We start from the raw sequence: 13,565 nt of genomic DNA on the forward strand, positions 1-13,565 counted from the left end.
GTCGCTCGAGGATTGCACTACGAGTTGGGCATGTGCGTCAGATACTGGTAGATCGCTTCCAGCTCGTCATCATCCATTTTCCCGACCGAACGCCACGGCATTTGTTCGCTGATTTGATGGCCGTTGGGATCGATACCGGTGCGCATGGCCGCAGTGAAGCCGGCGAGCGTCCAGTCCTTGACCAGATTCAGGTCGGGTCCGAGCGGCGCCAACTGCCCGGGCACGCCGCCGGTCAACTTCTCGCCGTGGCACTCACGGCAGTCTTGATACGACAGGATGTATTCGCCAAATTCGGAGGTCGGCCCCTTCGACGGCCCCGAGACATGGCCAGTGATGACGGGCTTGGCAGGTGGCAACATGCCTGCACCAAGCATGAAAAGGCCGAGCATATTCATGCGATCGGGCGGATCCGGCGTCGGATTTCCTGCCGCAGGCACATTGCGAATATAAGCGATCACGGCTTTAATATCGTCGTCGCTCAACCGCCCGGCCCTGATGTAGGACATCATGGTCAGCCACCGGCCATCCGCATCGATGCCGTTACGAATGGCGCGGAAGATCTCGCCATCGGACCAGTGTTTCAATGGCCCGGCCGGAGTCAAGTTCGCAGCCACGAACGATCCAATTGGAAACTGGAGTTCAACAGCTAGATCGTAGCCGCCGGTGAGCGTCCCGGTTTGTGAATGGCAGGCCCCACAGAGACCGTCTGCGATGCCTTTGCCACGTGCAAGCAGTTCCGGCGTCGACCTAACCTTGACGTCCGGGATCGGGGCCGAGCGGCTATGCTGCTCGATCATCCCGAGCGACATGAGCGTGGCGACGGACAGCGCCGCAGCGGACAGCCCCCCTAACAGACCCGCACCGCCCCATTTGATGGCACGGGTTTCAGCATGCCAAGTGCGGAATCCAGACCAGGCCAATAACGCTGCAATGGCAATCAACGCCAGCAATTCAATAATGTTCTGCATGGTACTCCCGGATAAGTGGTGCGTGGGATAGATCGGAGCAGGATTACGTTTGCTGCTGGTTTACGCTGATGACAGCGCCACTACGTGTGGCCGCTGGGGCGAAGATGGCACAAAGAGTGATGATTCACGCTTCCGCACAGTTAGTTCTCTTGAAATCAACGCTGGACGGTTCTGAGCCAGGATCGCTACGGAACAATTGCGACCCGCGGAATCGAGTTACAGCCGTAATGTCGGAGCCCGTCCGCTCGAGCAGAGCAAGCTAACGCGGGTAAGCAGCTGCCGATGGCTTCAGTTGAAGCAAGCATTGACCTGGCAGACGTCAAACAGGAAGGCCGATGGATCCGACCAAGCCTTGCTTTTGGCACGGCCACAGACGCAAGCGCCCGGACGAGGGAGCGACGGGCTCCTCGTCGCAGGCGCGACTTCCTCAAGACCATTTACGCCGGGGCCATTTACGCGAAGATCATTCACTCCAACCATTCAGCTCGACCAGGCGGAGCCGAGGATGATGGAGCAAAAATTCCCGCGCACATAATTCATGTCCTTCAGCGCCAGGACGTCGGCCTTCACGTTCCCGAACGTCGTCTGCGGCTTCTTGATGATCCCGTTCGCGAAATGATCTATGATGTTCTCCTTGAAATTCTGCTCGCGCGGATGATGTGCGCAGATATGGCTCCGCTGCTCGTGAGTGAAATCATTGTAGGCGATCCCGAGCACGTCCATCTCCACCCCAGCGGTGACCAGCGCGATCGTCGGGCGCATATGCTCGGGGATGCCTGGCGTCGTATGCAGCGCGATTGCAGTCCAGACTTCCTCGATGTCACGCTCGGGCACGCCGTAGCTTTTCATGAAGTCGCGTGCGGCATTGGCGCCGTCAACCTCGAAGCGCAGGTCGGGGCTCGAACATTTCTCGGTGAGGCCCATGTCGTGGAACATCGCGCCGAGGTAAAGCAACTCCGGATCGTACTTCAGCCCGCGGCGCTCGCCGCTCAGCGCGCCCCAGAGGAAGACGCGGCGACTATGGTTGTAGAGCAGGTCGTCTTCAGTATCGCGCACGAGCTGCGTGGCGGCGCGCGCGATAGCGCTGTCAGGCACGCGGATGCCGGCGATGATCTCAGACATCGAGCGATCTCCTTCGTAGATAATGGGCTGTCTGCTTGTCGCTATTAGGCAATAGAGCCCTGCTCCGAACAACGAATAGGATGCTGCGGATCAGGACAGCCGTACGTCGTTTGCTGACAAAAGGCCGTCGGAGCCTTCGCAGCAGCGGGAGGAAGCGGTTTCGTCGTCGGATAGCTCGCGATCTATTCCGAGTCCGGCCGCCGGAAGCTGGCGCGATATTGGACGGGGGTCACGCCGAGACGGGTGCTGAAGACGATCCTCATCCGGTCCGCCGACCCGAAGCCGCAATCGAAGGCGATGGTCTTCAGCGGCCGATCGCTTCCTTCCAGCATCATGCGCGCGGCATCAACGCGGGCGCGCTCGATGAACTCATGCGGCGTGGTCCCGGTCACCTGCACGAAATGCCGGGCCAGATTTCGTGCGCTCATGCCGACGATGGCGGCAAGCGACTCCAGCGTGTGGCGCTCCCCGATGTTGGCCATGACATGATCCTGGATGCGTGCAATTGGCGATTCCGGATCGGCGGGTGCTGTGAGATAGGGACTGAATTGCGACTGCCCCCCCTGGCGCTGGGCAACGACAACCAGCCGCTTGGCGACCTTGAGGGCGATTTCTCCGCCGTGCCGCTGCCCGACGAGCGCTAACCCCAGATCTATTCCCGCAGTCACCCCAGCCGCGGTAATCAGCCGTCCATCGCGCACATAGATCAAATCCGGCTCGACTTTTGCCTTCGGAAATCTCGCCGCCAGCGCCTGTGCATCCTGCCAATGGGTTGTGACTCGCCGATCGTCCAGGAGGCCGGCATAGCCAAGGACAAAAGCCCCCGTGCAGATCGATCCATAAACGCTCGAGCGCCACGGCAGCTCTTTGATCCACTCAAGCAGGCGCGGTTCGGGCTCCGCTTCTGGTGGCGTCGGAGCGCCGGCCACCAGAATGATGTCGAACCCGCCCACCGCCTCCTCGAAGGTTAGGTCGGCCACCAGCCGTATGCCGTTCGACGCGCGCAGCGGATTGCGGTGAGCGGCAACCAATACTGTTTCATAGCGGTTGGCACTGCCGAGAAATGTGTTCGCCTCGCTGAACACATCCATCGGCCCCGCCACGTCCAGGGCCTGGACCCCCTCATAGACGACAATCGCGACAGCTTGTACCGGCACGCCTTACGACCTCTCCAGTCTGGCTGCCTTATTATGCAGGTAGTCTGGCCACTGCAAAGGCCTGGCGCGATCTGGGACGCAACAGAACGAATAAGTGTATCTCCGTTTCGGGGACTATGGACTTCTATGTCGATCTTGCTCTCCCGGCCGGCAGCGAAGCGGCCCATGCAGGTCGGAAAAGATCGTCACGGCGATAGGCAAATTCGTCGCGCCATCATTGTGATCCCGGCGCCTTGTCCGGCGTCGTCAAAGGCTCGTCCTTGTAATCGACAACGAAGACTGCCAGTAAGCTGGCGGGCTCCGTCTCGCTCGCGTTCTCGCTGATGCTGTGATGTGAGCCCGGCATTTCGTAAAAGCCTTCACCTGCATGATAGACCTTCGCGGGGTCATTGCCGACTTGGCTGCGGACCGTCCCGGACAGCACGTAGGCGTAGATAAATGCCGAGGGTGCGTGGTGATGAGGGAGCGATTTGGCTCCGGGAGGATAAGTCACCGTCACAGCAACGATTCTCTTTCCTTCGACATTCGGCAGTGCGTGCTCGAAGGCTGCTCTCACCTGCTCCCGGTCCTGCGCGATCGCGGGCGAAGCTCCCAGAGCCATGACTGCCGCCATCAGCGGGACGGCGGCCGTTCGCATTGCTCTCCTCACTGCTTTTGCCGTCATACCTCCAGGGTTTGACAGCGCACCAATCCGATAGGCAAATCCACTGATCGACATCATCGCACCTCCTCTTCTAACAAGCTCACGCAAACTACTTAAAACCACCACGCAGAGCCGAGCTGATGGTCATGGTGAAGCTTCCGGTGTGAAGCCATCGCCGCGCCATCACCTTCGGCCTGATGTGCTGCTGCCGCTGAGCAGCACGGAGAGCAGCGCGGCCAGACCGAATGCCGCAGCCACCCAGCCGAGCCGCTCCGTCGCGCCATTGGCAATGACCACAGCGCCCGCGGCGGCACCCATTGCGCTGCCGAGATAGATCGCCGAGGAGTTCATCGAGAGACTGACCGGCGCGAGTGCCGGAGCCAACGCCACCAGCCGCGCTTGCTGCGCCGTTATCAGCCCCCAGCTTGCCGAACCCCAAAGCAGGATAGCCGGCAGCATGACCGGCATTGCCCGCGCCGGCCTGAGTGCCGCGCTGAGCGAGAAGGCAAGATATGCGAGCAAGGCAAGCCCCCCAGCAACGATGACGGTGCTGCGCGCGCCCCAACGGTCCGCCGCGCTGCCGCTGAGCTGGGTGCCGACCGCACTGGCAAGGCCAAAGCCCAGCAGTACCGGCGCCAGCGCCTGCGGCTCGAGGCCGGCGACGGCGGCTATGAAGACACCAAGATAAGTATATACGGTGAAGGTGCCGGCCACGGTCAGCACGCTCGTCACCAGCACGGCGAGGATATCGCGGCGCTTGGCCAGCGCCAGACGCTCACCCAAGCCGGCCGTGACGCCAGGCGGTTGGCGCGGCAGCCAGGCGAGAATCCCCAGCAGCGAGAACGCTGCCAGCCCCGCGACACCGAAGAAGGTGGCGCGCCAACCGAAGGCCTGACCCACCAGCACGCCCAAGGGCACGCCGGCGATGATGGCCAAGGTCAACCCGGTGGTGATCGTGGACAGAGCGCGACCACGCCGCTCCGGCCCGGCCAATGCGGCGGCGTATCCGCTGGCCGCCGGCATGAAGCTCGCAGCGGACAGTGCGAGCAGCAACCGGGCGGCCAACAGCCCGGCATAGTCAGGGGCCAGCGCGGCGAGCAGATTGCCCAGGGCGAAGCCGCTTATGGCGACAGCCAGCAGGCGACGCCGCTCCAGCCCTGCCGTGAATACGGCCATGACCGGCGCGCCAATGGCATAAGCGATGGAGAAGGCAGTGACCAGATGGCCGGCGGCGGGCAGATCGACGTTCAGGTCTCGCGCCAGGGCGGGCAGCAGCCCGGCGATCATGAACCCCTCAGTGCCGATAGCAAAAGCGCCGAGCGTCAGCCAGATGAGAGAGGTCAGCGAGTCGAGGCCAACAGCTCGCCCGCAATCGGGATTCAGCTGCTGCAGCCCAGGATACGTCCTTTTCATGATCTTGAGCCTTGTGACGGGGAATCCGGGAAGGGAGACGCGGCGATCAAGTCGCAGGCGTTGGGGCTCTTGAACCCCGGGATGAAACGTTCGCAGACGCCGGCGTTGACGGTGCCGTACGTTGTTGCGGGCTTGTGCGCAAAGCCGGCGAAATACTCCTGAATAAAGCCGTCCTTGAAATTGATGCGCGGGTACTTGGCGACGATTTCTTCGCGCAGCTCCGCGGGAAAGTGATCGAACCCCACCCCGATGACATCGAGAAGAACGCCTGAATTGAGGAGCGCCACTTCGGGACCCATGTGCTTCGGGATGCCTGGGGTGGTGTGCAGCGCGATTGCTTCCCAGACGGTCTGCACCTGACCTTCGGCAATGTTGTGGGCCTTGAGGAATTGTCGGGCGGCATTTGCGCCGTCGACCTCGAAGCGTTCGTCCGGGCTCGAGAACTTCTTGACGAGCCCGAGATCGTGAAACGCGGCGGCAACGTAAAGGAGCTCGGAGTCGAAGCGCAGTTTCCTCTGACGACCCTGCTCAGCCGCGAACAGGTAGACGCGGATCGAGTGATTAAAGAGCAGATCGGTGGAATGTTCGCGCAGGATATCTGTCGCCTCTTTCGCGAGCAACGAGTCGGGAATGACGAGGGCATTGGAGAGACTTGGCGTGGTCATTGTTGCGTCCTTTCACGAGTTACTGTGGGGTTCGGCGGCGCGCATCTAAGCTTGAAGTATCAGCAGCCTTGATCGATCAACTCGCTGCGACGGTGAGCACGATCTTCCCTTTCGGCTGAGGCCGCACGTGCTCTAGCATGAAATGAGCATCGCGCGCATCCGCGAGCGGTAAGACTGCCCCGACGTTTGTTCGCAGTTTCCCACCGTCGACGAGGCGAGTGATTTCCGTGAGATATCGGCTCGTGACGTCGACCAGAAAGAAGGTGGCTTCAACACCATGGCGTTTTGCAAGATCCTGATCCGGGCGGGACACTGCCGAAATCAGCTTGCCGCCGCGACGAAGGACCTGGAAGGAGCGGCTTTGTGTTTCGCCGCCGACCAGATCAATGACAGCGTCCGCGTCCCATACTTCTTCCTCAAAGCGCTGCGTCCGGTAATCAATCACGATGTTTGCGCCGAGATGGCTCACGGCGGAAATATCGCCCGCCGATACGGTCGCGATGGTTTGCACACTCGCCTGACGGGCCAGTTGAACCGCATAGGATCCCACGTTGCCGGCCGCTCCGTGAATGACCACCGTTTGACCTGCTTCGAGCTGGGCGTGATCAAACAATGCCTGCCATGCGGTGACGGCAACGACAGGAACAGAGGCGGCCGCAACGTGGGTTAGCGAGGTTGGCTTGTTCGAAACCATCCCTGCGGAAGCCACAGCATACTCGGCATAGGCCCCGATAAACCGCGGATTCGTAACACCATAAACTTGATCTCCCACACGCAGTTCGGAGACTCCGGGCCCTACGGCGACGATTTCACCGGATAGATCCGAACCCGGAGTGAGGGGGAGCGGTTGCGGCAAAGCGCTCTTCCCGGCCCTGATCCAGCCATCCCATGGGCCGACTCCAGCGGCTTCAACCTTGACCAGGACCTCGCCCGAGCCCGGCTCGGGCCGCGAGACGCGCTCGAACTTCATAATCTCTGGCGGCCCAAACTCGTGCACGCGCCAGGCCATCATTGTTGAGCGAGTTCGCTCTTCAGTAGACTGAGGGACGATGCTGCTGGGGGTCATCTCATGTTCCTTGCGCTCAGTTCGTCATAATTACCGTGGACCGCTGGCGGACCGTTGTTGCCGGCGACGTCCCAGTTGCCTTCCCGGCCAACTTCAGGACCGCGAGTGTCATGCTCCGCGTCGGCGGCGCGGCGCTCGCCCGCAATCGCATCACGATTGTCGAGGCGGGTTCAGCGAAACGGGTTTCTCGATCGTGCTCGCCTCGGCGAAGGGTGCCAGCGGCATTCGCATGGATCACTCTCCGGGGCGACTTATCGGGCGGGCTTATCCATATGTCGCAATGGACCCCGCTTGGGACAACGAACACGATCCTGCGGATCAGGACAGCCGCACGTCGTTTCCTGACAAAGACGCCTCGGAGCGTTCGCGCCAGCAGACAATAGTGCCACCCTCGGTGCTGCGGCCGACGATCAACTCGCCGGTTTTTTCCGGATTCTCTCCGCGTCGATGCTCATGCGAGCGTCTATGCCGTCTTGAGCTACGGCCGGAAAATGGGGTTTCGCCTACCGACAAAAGCCTGTTCCGCCAACGGCCCACATCGACAAGCTGTCATCAAGCAACTAGCGAGAGGTAAATTGCCCCGACACCGCTCAGCCTGATCGCACCCAGTCTTTTCGCGTAATTCGTCGTGGTCCACCTAAGTGCTGGCCCAGCCCTCCAATTTCCGTCTGAGCTCGACGATATGAAGGGGCCATAGCGCGATTTCGCAAGGCAACCTAACGTGGAGCAAGGAGGATCAATGTGCTGATCCTCTGGGGCGCCGCGATCGAGCACGGCTTTCCCGGCCAGAGCTGGCTTACCTTTCGCCAGGCGCTCGCGCTCGGCGGCAACGTCCGCAAAGGCGAGCGCGGCACCACCGTCGTCTATGCCGATCGCTTCGTGCCGGGCGACGAGAAGCAGCGGGCCTGTGAGTGCGGCGAAGAAGCCCAGGCGATTCCGTTCCTGAAGCGATTCACCGTATTCAACGCGGCGCAGTGCCAGAAGCTTCCGGAGGACATCGCGATCGTTGCACCGCCTCCGGCACCGGGCCTGATCGAGCCCCAGGTGGAGGCCTTAATCCGCGCGACGAGAATCGACTTTCGCATCGGCGGCAACCGGGCCTTCTATGTCCCGGCCCTCGACTATGTGCAGGTCCCCGCCGCCCAGGCCTATTTCGAACCATCAAACTGGCACCGCACGGCGCTCCATGAGCTCGGCCAGGCCAGCGGCCATCCGTCCCGTCTCGGCCGCGACCTGACTGGCAGCTTCGGCACCAAAGAAGCACGCGTTCGAAGAGCTAGTCGCCGAGGTGAATGCAGCCTTCTGCTGCGCCTCGCTCGGCATCGTGCCGACCGTCCGGCACTCGGACTATATCGGCTCCTGGCTGGAGGTGCTTCGCGAGGACAACCATCGCAATCTCACATCCGCGATGATCGACGGCCGCGACTTCCTCATGGCGAAGAAGCGGGCCGACCAAGAAATCCTTTTGCCTCCTGGTCCGAAAATCGCCGTCACCGGCGGCCTCGACTTCAACGATCAGGTTGATCTGGGCCAAGCTCGATCAGGTGCCGAAAAGCACCCGGACATGGTGCTGATCCACGGCAAGTCACCAAAGAGCGCCGAGAAGATCGCCTCGCTCTGGGCGAAGAACCGCAACGTGCGGCAGATCGGCTTTGCGCCCGACTGGGCGAAGCACGGCCGGGCAGCGCCCTTCAAGCGTAACGACCAGATGCTGGAGATCGTGCCCAAGGGCGTCATGCACTTCCCTGGCACCGGCATCAACGACAACCTCGCCGATAAGGCCAAGAAGCTGGGCATTCCGGTCTGGAAGTTCGGCGGCGCGTGAGCGCCGCCCTCACTCGCTATATCCGTAGACCGCAATGGCATTGGTCAAATGGCAGTCCTACCGATTGAGCCACCCCCATCGACGAACAGCGTTTGTCCAGTGATGAAGCCAGCTTCCTCTGAGAGCAGGAATGCGATGGCAGCCGAGATCTCCTCCGGCTTCCCGAGACGCCGCATAGGAATCATCGACAGGAAACGAGCCTCGGCCTCACTTCCCACCGGCGTGTTTTGACGAAATAGCTCCGTCTCCACTGGTCCAGGCGCTACCGCATTGACCGTAATACCTGCCTCGGCCAGCTCAATCGCCCAGGTTCGCGTCAGGCTGGCGACCGCTGCCTTTGCAGCTGCATAGCCGCTCCGCTGTGCGACCCCGATCGTCACGAGGCTTGTGATATTCACGATCCGGCCCCAACCCTTCGCCTTCAACGTCGGCAGAACCGCCTGCACGCTCTGGATGGTCGGATGCACGTTGACGCGAATCATATCTTCGACATCATTGAGTTCGATCTCGCCGACCCGATGCAGCCGGACTAGTCCGACATTGTTGACCACCCCGTCGAACGAATAGCGTTGCGCGAGATCGGCAAATGCTTCTGCAGACGCCTTGCTGTCGTTGAGGTCGATCGAAACGAGCGTTCCGGGAAACTCGGGATCCTGACCGCGAGCGACGCCCACGACGTGATGTCCGGAATCTGTCAGCCTCTGCGACAAAGCGCGCCCGATACCCTTGCTCGCGCCTGTAATAAGAAATGTTCGTCCTGTCATCTTAGGTCCTCAATTGTCGAACCATGGAAAGGGGCGCGCCGCTACGATCCTCGACACGATGATTTCCCCCCCCTGTACCGGCGACATCGGTGAGTGACGGCAAACCCAGCAGTGCGAGTGTCTGTCCCGCAGCGCCGACCAGCAGCGGCCTCTCAGGTCGAACCCTTGCGAGGACGCGCAGACCTAACAACACGGTCAGCAAGTGCCGCGCCGCATCGTCAGCCGAATAGGCACGCGAAATTTCACCGCGCGCTTGTCCTTCGAGGAAGCGCTGTTGGAAGAAGCGCTCAATGAGCATTAGATCATGGGCGATAGCATCCCGAAATTCGAGGTCTTCCGGCGAAGCTTCCAGCGCTGAGTTCACCAACATGCAACCGCGCTGCAGCGCGTCGTCGAGTGTGCGTGCGATCGTATCTTCGAAAAACCCTGTGATCGCCTGCCCCGGCGAGCAAGTCGCCTCGAGACGCGCCATCTTCTCGCGCAATCGGCCCAGGTAGTGTTCTAAGGCGCGTCGAAACAGCCCGCGTTTGTCACCGAACGCGGCATACAAGCTCGACGGCGTCAGGCCAGTTCGCGCCGTCAGGTCACGCGTCGACGTTGCTTCGTAGCCCTTCGCCCAGAAGATGTCGCTGGCGGGGTCGAGAACCTCTGCTTCATCGAACTCGCGCGGTCGTGCCATGCAATCTCCAAGCCTCGCCGTTACGGATCCGTTTTCTACAAAGAGTTTTCCTGTTGTGGATCTTGCTCCATAATGTCAACAGGTGACGCACAGATGGACGAAAAAGGCACAAATTGCGCGGGGTGAAGCAGGCCAGTGGCTGCCTCGCCAGCGAGAACCCGACAAGATGGCCCCGCCTGAGCCGGCCATAGATCGGCCTAGCAGCCCGGAACGATCGAACCTAGATTGCCGCGCACGAACTGTTCGGGAACGTTCAGCGCAAGCACATCGGCCTTGACGCCTGAAGTCATGCCGCCTGCCCAGGCTCTTTCGCAAGCTTCTGCCGCGACGAACCACACCCGTTTCTTGGCGCGGATCCTTGGTCCGACTGATCGCTTAACGCCATCAACCCATAAAGGGTCGGCTGTGCGAACATGCCGCCGCTCCGGCTGCGCCTGCGCGGTGATTGCAGCGCTCAGTCCGACACATCGGGCGCCTGTCAGCGGGGGGATGGTCCTCCGCTCAGAACAGGAGCCGCATCAATGTCCCTCAAAGACGCACATGCTTTCGCCTTCAGCCTCGCCACCACGCCGATGGCTGCCATCGTCATCTTCCAGGCGACGGCACCACTCGGATGCGGCACGCCGACGTTGATCTGCGTCGTCAGCTTGCGGTAGCCGGGCGCCTCAATGAAGAAATGGACGTGTGCCGGGCGGTGGCCATGACGCCCGATGGACTTCATCAGCGTGTCCGTGGCGCCGCCCTGGGCACGGAGTATTCATTCGGCATCTTGGAATGGAACGAGTACTTTCCGTCCGCACCGAGCTTGATGCGCGCGGCGTTGTTGAATGGTGTCTGCTCGCGCGTTGGGCCGAAATGCGAGTACCAGCTATGCGAGTTCGCGTGCCAGACGTGTAGTACAGCATCCTTGAACGGTTCTCCGTCGGGACCGGTGATGCGGCCCCTCATGTAGAGGCTGCCGGTATCGTCGGCGTCCTTGGTCAGATTGACGTCGCCTTCCTCGAGCGGTGCGCCCGCGACATAGAGCGGCCCCTCGATGGTGCGGGGCGTGCCGCCTGTGAGACCGGCCTCCGCGTCCTTCCCCTCCATGAAGAGATCCAGAAAGTGCAAGGCCGCATCCCGAAACCGGCAGACCGTACTCCGGCGCGCCTTTCTGCAGGAAGGTGACCGCACCCCAGAATTCGTGCTCGCTGATGTCCTGGCGGACGATGATCTCGGCACTGGCCTCGACGATGTCGCGGATGATCGCCTTGAGGCGGGCGTACCGTCCGGTTGATTGAGACCGGCGGCCTTGTCGAGCAAGGCCTAGACTTCCGGGGTCTTCACGAAGCTCGTATTCATGGCATCTCTCCCTGCTTTTATGCCCGCGTTGTGGAGTTCGTCGTTCGAAGCGTTTAGCGATCGTCCTCATGCAGCGACGACGGATGCCGGCAGAGCGGCGTCACCTTCAATTCATGAAGGGATACAGCGGCAGGCTTGTCAGAATGGCGTGAAGCTCTCGCGGCGTAGAAGGCATATTCTGCGCGCGTAAGTACCCGCGCATTTCGCACGCTTTCCACGGGGGTTCAAACCTGTCGCTCCAGATCACGCCCACCGCGGCGAGCGAGGTCAAAGTCACGGGCGTTGCGGCGCTCGCGGGCTCCTCCACCGCTAACGGCGATCATTGCCGCGGGCATGTACCTACCGAGGACCCGTTTTCACATTGCTGAGCACTGCTCCGAATTGCCTGTCCGGCACTTTCGATTCGGCTGTCGTTCGAGGGCTCATTTACCAAGAACGTCACGACTCCGCTGAGCTATGACACGCAGAATCTGTTCCGGTCCTTGCTCTTCATTATCCTCGCGTGGATCGCATTGAGCCGGTCGAGGAGTTGGCTCGCACCACGTTGTTGATGAAGGCGGCGGCGCCTGCGAGGGGTGTCGCGGTGCCGTTACCGAATATCGTGCTGCCAGCGCTCACGTTGCCAAGAATTGATGTTGTTTGGCGTAGTCCGCGAGCGTCGAGGTGGCGTAGACCGTCAGTGTAAGGCTGTGCGGCGCAATGCCTGACGCGGACGCGTCGTTTGGCGAACTCTCGGCATAATCTTTTTACGGGCGATAGCCACGCTATGAGAGCAAGTGGCGGACCGCCATCGTCAGTCGTCGCAGCGACCCAAAGGGCAGTCATACATCGAAGAACACCGTCTCGTCAGCGCCCTGCAGACACACGTGGAGCTTGTAGACGACGTTGCCGCTGTCACCTTCACGCTGGGCGATCAAGGTCGCGCGGCGATCGGAGGGCACCAGGGCCAGCACGGGATCGCTACTATTTGCGGCCTCGCCGCCGAAATAGATGCGGGTATAGAGGTGCCGCAGCATGCCGCGGGCAAACACCGCAAGGAGAAGATGCGGTGCCTGTGGCTTGCCGTCTGGATCAGGCACCGAGCCCGGCTTGATGGTGTCGAAAGCGTAAGCACCATTGGCATCGGTGCCGACGCGGCCGAAACCGCGGAATTTCCTGTTCGGCAGCGCGCGCTTGTCCTGCGGATCGGCGAAGCCACCCTGGCTGTCGGCCTGCCAGAGTTCCAACATGCAGTCCGGCACCGGCTGGCCATCTCCATCGAGCACGCGACCTTCGATGCGAATCCGTTCGCCTGAGGCATCGGGCGTCACTAGATTGCCGGTAAAGGCGTCGTTCCAGTCGTATTGGCCGTTTGGCGTCAGACCATATTTGAAGTACGGGCCGACCGTCTGCGAGGGCGTGATACCTTTGTCTTTGTCTTGCAATTAACCGTTCTCCATGGGTGTGGCGTTCCTGCCGCGCAGCACGATATCGAAGCGGTAGCACAGCGCCCATTCCGGCTGAGTGTTCTCCAGATCAAAGGACGAGACAATCCGCGCACGCGCTTCCTCGTTCGGCACCGAATTGAAGATCGGGTCGAACGCAAACAAGGGATCGCCCGGGAAATACATCTGCGTCACCAGGCGCGAGATGAATGAATGCCCGAACACCGAGAAGTGGATGTGGGCCGGGCGCCAGGCGTTGTAGTGATTGCCCCAAGGGTAAGCGCCGGGTTTGATGGTGACGAATTTGTAGTAGCCGGACGCGTCCGACTGCGTGCGGCCGGCGCCGGTAAAATTGGGATCAAGTGGCGCCGGATGCTGGTCGCGGACATGGATATAGCGGCCGCAGGCATTGGCCTGCCAGATCTCGATCAGCGTGTTCGGCACTCCGCGGCCATCTTCGTCGAGCACATGGCCATGCACGATGATGCGCTCGCCAAG

The 13,565-nt window shown here is 61.3% G+C and carries 13 protein-coding genes and 2 pseudogenes; 3 read left to right on the forward strand and 12 right to left on the reverse strand.

Translation table 11 applies throughout. The features are described from left to right. Positions 1–17: 17 nt before the first annotated feature. The 7 genes from YY7_RS0147115 to YY7_RS0147145 all read right to left on the reverse strand — a co-directional run bounded on the left by YY7_RS0147115 (position 18) and on the right by YY7_RS0147145 (position 7,034). A complete protein-coding gene (locus YY7_RS0147115; RefSeq protein WP_028169092.1) occupies positions 18–968 on the reverse strand; it encodes a c-type cytochrome in 951 nt (316 codons plus the stop codon). A 480-nt stretch (positions 969–1,448) separates the two neighbouring features. After that, a complete protein-coding gene (locus YY7_RS0147120) occupies positions 1,449–2,090 on the reverse strand; it encodes an HD domain-containing protein (protein ID WP_028169093.1) in 642 nt (213 codons plus the stop codon). 182 nt (positions 2,091–2,272) lie between these two features. Further along, complete coding sequence (locus YY7_RS0147125) at positions 2,273–3,247, reverse strand: GlxA family transcriptional regulator (protein WP_028169094.1); 975 nt, start codon at positions 3,245–3,247, stop codon at positions 2,273–2,275. Positions 3,248–3,461: 214 nt separating this feature from the next. Continuing rightward, positions 3,462–3,884, reverse strand: a complete 423-nt coding sequence (locus YY7_RS0147130; RefSeq protein ID WP_028169095.1) for a cupin domain-containing protein — start codon at positions 3,882–3,884, stop codon at positions 3,462–3,464. 189 nt (positions 3,885–4,073) lie between these two features. Continuing rightward, on the reverse strand, positions 4,074–5,303 hold the full coding sequence (locus YY7_RS0147135; RefSeq protein ID WP_028169096.1) for an MFS transporter: 1,230 nt from the start codon (positions 5,301–5,303) through the stop codon (positions 4,074–4,076). After that, positions 5,300–5,968, reverse strand: a complete 669-nt coding sequence (locus YY7_RS0147140; RefSeq protein ID WP_028169097.1) for an HD domain-containing protein — start codon at positions 5,966–5,968, stop codon at positions 5,300–5,302. The genes YY7_RS0147135 and YY7_RS0147140 overlap by 4 nt, the downstream gene beginning before the upstream one ends. A gap of 76 nt (positions 5,969–6,044) precedes the next feature. Then, positions 6,045–7,034 carry an NADP-dependent oxidoreductase gene (locus YY7_RS0147145; protein WP_155255649.1) on the reverse strand — a complete coding sequence of 330 codons (990 nt, stop codon included), beginning with the start codon at positions 7,032–7,034 and terminating at the stop codon, positions 6,045–6,047. Between the two features lie 735 nt (positions 7,035–7,769). Between YY7_RS0147145 and YY7_RS59655 the strand changes: the two are divergent. Then, positions 7,770–8,442: pseudogene (locus tag YY7_RS59655) on the forward strand (ArdC family protein); the annotation flags it as partial. A 24-nt stretch (positions 8,443–8,466) separates the two neighbouring features. Next, a complete protein-coding gene (locus tag YY7_RS62440) occupies positions 8,467–8,859 on the forward strand; it encodes a DUF2493 domain-containing protein (RefSeq protein WP_245287685.1) in 393 nt (130 codons plus the stop codon). 44 nt (positions 8,860–8,903) lie between these two features. Here YY7_RS62440 and YY7_RS0147155 read toward each other — a convergent pair whose 3' ends face one another. Then, positions 8,904–9,623 (reverse strand): SDR family oxidoreductase, encoded by a 720-nt coding sequence (locus YY7_RS0147155; RefSeq protein WP_028169099.1) that lies wholly within the window; start codon positions 9,621–9,623, stop codon positions 8,904–8,906. 1 nt (position 9,624) lies between these two features. After that, a complete protein-coding gene (locus YY7_RS55665; protein ID WP_080664174.1) occupies positions 9,625–10,302 on the reverse strand; it encodes a TetR/AcrR family transcriptional regulator in 678 nt (225 codons plus the stop codon). Between the two features lie 521 nt (positions 10,303–10,823). On the opposite strand from YY7_RS55665, the gene YY7_RS64670 reads away from it, so the two are divergent. Continuing rightward, on the forward strand, positions 10,824–10,958 hold the full coding sequence (locus YY7_RS64670) for a hypothetical protein (protein WP_283807057.1): 135 nt from the start codon (positions 10,824–10,826) through the stop codon (positions 10,956–10,958). A gap of 29 nt (positions 10,959–10,987) precedes the next feature. Here the strand turns inward: YY7_RS64670 and YY7_RS62775 are convergent. From YY7_RS62775 to pcaH, 3 genes and pseudogenes are all read right to left on the reverse strand, one after another. Further along, a pseudogene (locus YY7_RS62775) lies at positions 10,988–11,391 on the reverse strand (catechol 1,2-dioxygenase); the annotation flags it as partial. Between the two features lie 1,073 nt (positions 11,392–12,464). Further along, the gene (gene pcaG / locus YY7_RS0147180; protein WP_028169101.1) at positions 12,465–13,067 is read right to left on the reverse strand and encodes a protocatechuate 3,4-dioxygenase subunit alpha; all 603 of its coding nucleotides are present in this window, start codon (positions 13,065–13,067) and stop codon (positions 12,465–12,467) included. Further along, a partial coding sequence (gene pcaH / locus YY7_RS0147185; RefSeq protein WP_028169102.1) for a protocatechuate 3,4-dioxygenase subunit beta occupies positions 13,068–13,565 on the reverse strand: 498 nt, incomplete at its 5' end.

The organism is Bradyrhizobium elkanii WSM2783, from assembly GCF_000472865.1.
Classification (GTDB): Bacteria; Pseudomonadota; Alphaproteobacteria; order Rhizobiales; family Xanthobacteraceae; genus Bradyrhizobium; species Bradyrhizobium elkanii_A.

What these genes read in the sequence shown, in the direction of transcription:
- YY7_RS0147115 (WP_028169092.1), bottom strand. Translation starts at nt 968, where the DNA reads ATGCAGAACATTATTGAATTGCTGGCGTTGATTGCCATTGCAGCGTTA.
- YY7_RS0147120 (WP_028169093.1), bottom strand. Translation starts at nt 2,090, where the DNA reads ATGTCTGAGATCATCGCCGGCATCCGCGTGCCTGACAGCGCTATCGCG.
- YY7_RS0147130 (WP_028169095.1), bottom strand. Translation starts at nt 3,884, where the DNA reads ATGCGAACGGCCGCCGTCCCGCTGATGGCGGCAGTCATGGCTCTGGGA.
- YY7_RS0147135 (WP_028169096.1), bottom strand. Translation starts at nt 5,303, where the DNA reads ATGAAAAGGACGTATCCTGGGCTGCAGCAGCTGAATCCCGATTGCGGG.
- YY7_RS0147140 (WP_028169097.1), bottom strand. Translation starts at nt 5,968, where the DNA reads ATGACCACGCCAAGTCTCTCCAATGCCCTCGTCATTCCCGACTCGTTG.
- YY7_RS0147145 (WP_155255649.1), bottom strand. Translation starts at nt 7,034, where the DNA reads ATGACCCCCAGCAGCATCGTCCCTCAGTCTACTGAAGAGCGAACTCGC.
- YY7_RS62440 (WP_245287685.1), top strand. Translation starts at nt 8,467, where the DNA reads ATGGCGAAGAAGCGGGCCGACCAAGAAATCCTTTTGCCTCCTGGTCCG.
- YY7_RS0147155 (WP_028169099.1), bottom strand. Translation starts at nt 9,623, where the DNA reads ATGACAGGACGAACATTTCTTATTACAGGCGCGAGCAAGGGTATCGGG.
- YY7_RS55665 (WP_080664174.1), bottom strand. Translation starts at nt 10,302, where the DNA reads ATGGCACGACCGCGCGAGTTCGATGAAGCAGAGGTTCTCGACCCCGCC.
- YY7_RS64670 (WP_283807057.1), top strand. Translation starts at nt 10,824, where the DNA reads ATGTCCCTCAAAGACGCACATGCTTTCGCCTTCAGCCTCGCCACCACG.